Source organism: Sphingomonas bacterium (assembly GCF_903643035.1).
Taxonomy (GTDB): domain Bacteria; phylum Pseudomonadota; class Alphaproteobacteria; order Sphingomonadales; family Sphingomonadaceae; genus Sphingomonas.
This window is the reverse complement of record NZ_CAHJWW010000330.1, coordinates 1-2,752: the sequence shown is the minus strand read 5'-3', so window position 1 is coordinate 2,752 and position 2,752 is coordinate 1. Positions and strand designations below refer to the sequence as shown.

Below are 2,752 nucleotides of genomic sequence, written 5' to 3'. Positions count from 1 at the left end.
GTGATCGACGAGAGCTACAACGCCAACCCCGCCTCCATGCGCGCGACGCTCGGCGTGCTGGCCGACGAGCCGGGCCGCCACCTCGCCGTGCTGGGCGAGATGCGCGAGCTGGGCGAGGCCGGGCCTGCCCATCACGCCGCGCTCGCCGGGCCGATCGGGGCGGCGCGCGTCGAGGCGGTGCTGCTGGTCGGCGAGGCGATGGCGCCGCTCGCCGATGTGCTTGCCGGGCGGATGCGATGCGTCCATGTCGCGGACGCCGTAGCGGCGCTGGACCAGCTCCGCGCGATGCTGGCGCCCGGCGACTCGGTGCTTGTCAAGGGATCGAACGGAGTGGGGCTGTCGCGCGTCGTCGCGGGGTTGCAGGCGCATCGGGCGGGAACGACGTAGAATGCTGTATTTCCTTGCCCGCTGGCTCGGCTTTCCGGGCCTGCTCAACCTGGTCCGCTATCAGTCGTTCCGCACCGGCGCGGCGGTCGCGACCGCGCTGTCCATCGGCCTGCTGATCGGGCCGCGCTTCATCGGCTGGCTGCGCGTGCGCCAGGGCAAGGGCCAGCCGATCCGCGCCGACGGCCCGCAGAGCCACCTCGCCAAGCGCGGCACGCCGACGATGGGGGGCCTCATGATCCTGACCAGCATGGCGTGCGCGATCCTGATCTGGATGGACCTGACCAACCCGTTCGTCTGGGCATGCCTGTTCGTGACGCTGGGGTTCGGCGCGATCGGGTTCCTCGACGACTATGACAAGGTCCGCAAGGCGACGACGGCGGGCATCTCGGGCCGGACGCGGCTGGCGGGCGAGTTCGCGGTCGCGCTGATCGCGGCGTGGATCATCATGCAGGAGGACGGCACGCATCTGTACCTGCCGTTCACGAACCGCCTGTACCTGGAGCTTGGCTGGGCCTTTCCGGTGTTCGCCGCCTTCACGATCGTCGCGTTCGGCAATGCGGTGAACCTGACCGACGGGCTGGATGGCCTCGCGACCATGCCGGTCATCATCGCGGCGGTGGCGTTCATGCTGATCGCCTATCTGGTCGGCAACGCGAAGTTCGCCGACTACCTCGGCATCGCGCATGTCCCGCGGGCGGGCGAGCTGGCGATCTTCTGCGGGGCGATCGTCGGCGCGGGCCTCGCGTTCCTGTGGTTCAACGCGCCGCCGGCGGCGGTGTTCATGGGCGACACCGGCAGCCTGGCGCTCGGCGGCGCGCTGGGGACGATCGCGGTGGTGGCGCACCACGAGATCGTGCTGGGGATCATCGGCGGGCTGTTCGTCGTCGAGGCGCTGTCCGTCATCATCCAGGTGTTCCACTACAAGCGCACCGGCAGGCGCGTGTTCAAGATGGCTCCGATCCACCATCATTTCGAGCAGCTCGGCTGGAGCGAGCCCACCGTCGTCATCCGCTTCTGGATCGTGGCGCTGGTGCTGGCGCTGGCGGGGCTCAGCACGCTGAAGCTGCGTTGATTACGTCGTGCGCCTGGGCGGGGAAGCGGTACGGCGTGCTGGGCCTGGCGCGCTCGGGCGCGGCGACGGTCGCCGCGCTGGTGGCGAGCGGCGCGAGCGTGGTCGCGTGGGACGCGGACAAGGCGCGGCGCACCCCTTTCCTCCCCCGCCAGGGGGAGGGGGACCGCGCAGCGGTGGAGGGGGAGGACGCCCCGACGCCTGCCGAGTCCGCCCCCCCCGTCACGCCTGCGGCGCGCCACCTCCCCCTGGCGGGGGAGGATCTGGTGATCGCTGATCTCTCCACCATCGACCTCGCCGCCTTCGATGCGATCGTCCTCTCCCCCGGGGTGCCGCTCAACACCCACCCGCTCGCCCCGCGCGCGCGGGCGGCGGGGGTGCCGATCATCGGCGACATCGAGCTGTTCGCGCAGGCGCGCGGCGGATTGCCGCCGCACAGGGTGGTCGGCGTCACGGGTACCAACGGCAAGTCGACCACCGTCGCGCTGATCCACCACATCCTGCGGACGGCGGGCATGCCGAGCCTGATGGGCGGCAACATCGGCCTGCCGATCCTGGCGCAGGAGCCGTTGCCGGAAGGGGGCGTCTACGTGCTGGAGCTGTCGAGCTACCAGCTCGACCTGACGCAGAGTCTAGACTGCGACGTGGCGGTGCTGACTAACATCACCCCGGACCATCTCGACCGGTACGGTAGCTTTGACGAATACCGGGCATCGAAGCTGCGCTTGTTCAAGATGATGGGCCCACCTCATATCGGTATCGTCAACTGGCACGCCGAGGTAGGCGAGAGGCTGTATCGCGTTCTCTATGAAACACATCCGTGTAGTTTCTGGTCGAATTACGACGATAACGTCAGTGATCCGTACGATCTCTGGGGCGCGTTCGACCAGCATGGCCAAACTGCTTCTCGCGACCATCTCAGTACCCAGAAGGACTGGCCTGCATTACAAGGCGCTCACAACGCACAAAATGCGATTGATGCGATCCTTGCCTGCTCGGCACTGGAAATGGATGAAGATGCAATCAGCACCGCGCTAAAGACCTTCCCCGGCCTCCAGCACCGCATGGAGCGCATCGCCGAGGTCGCTGGCGTCGCCTACGTCAACGACTCCAAGGCCACCAACCCCGAATCCGCCGCCCCCGCGCTCGCCGCCTACCCCCGCGTCCACTGGATCGTCGGCGGGCGCGCCAAGGGCGACGACCTCGACGCGTGCCGGCCGGGCTTCCCCCATGTCGCGCGCGCCTACACGATCGGGGAGGCGGGGCCGCGCTTTGCCGCCGTGCTCGCGCCGCACG

3 protein-coding genes are annotated in these 2,752 nt (G+C 69.0%); all 3 read left to right on the top strand.

The features are described 5' to 3' along the window. Positions 1-387 (top strand): glutamate ligase domain-containing protein (locus tag HUV01_RS14710; RefSeq protein ID WP_302480076.1); only part of this gene is annotated, 387 nt, incomplete at its 5' end. A 1-nt stretch (position 388) separates the two neighbouring features. Beyond that, the gene (gene mraY / locus HUV01_RS14705) at positions 389-1,459 is read left to right on the top strand and encodes a phospho-N-acetylmuramoyl-pentapeptide-transferase (protein ID WP_174298948.1); all 1,071 of its coding nucleotides are present in this window, start codon (positions 389-391) and stop codon (positions 1,457-1,459) included. After that, positions 1,456-2,752, top strand: a 1,297-nt coding sequence (gene murD, locus HUV01_RS14700) for a UDP-N-acetylmuramoyl-L-alanine--D-glutamate ligase (protein WP_174298947.1), incomplete at its 3' end; no start/stop codon positions are given. The genes mraY and murD, both read left to right, overlap by 4 nt.